The 296-nt window shown below is 53.4% G+C and carries 1 protein-coding gene; it reads left to right on the top strand.

The features are described from left to right. Window positions 1–284 (top strand): hypothetical protein (locus AC1RPQ_RS08340; RefSeq protein WP_481762320.1); only part of this gene is annotated, 284 nt, incomplete at its 5' end. Window positions 285–296: the final 12 nt, after the last annotated feature.

The raw sequence follows: 296 nt of genomic DNA, 5'->3' as shown, positions 1-296 counted from the left end.
ACCTATACGGCGGCTTCGATAATCCTGTGCTCCGAAAGTACGACGACACCGAAGTACTGCGCGATCCGGGTATGTTGGTACTCACAAACCTGAGCCCCCAATCGACCAACACGAAACTAGACAAGACTCGCGATTTGGTTACGCGATTTGCCAACATTCCACGTGTGCTGGTAGTAGCAGGCGAGGACCCTATCTCGTTCTGTTGCGCACGTCTGAACATCGAGGTCAACGGCATCGCTTACTTCCGAGGCAACGCCCTGAAGCAACGAATCGAGACCATTTGAGGCCCCATGAAT

The organism is Dellaglioa sp. CoH-57-MRSF-21 (assembly GCF_056781915.1).
The sequence above is the reverse complement of the archived record's forward strand: the minus strand, read 5'-3'. Positions and strand labels throughout refer to the sequence as shown.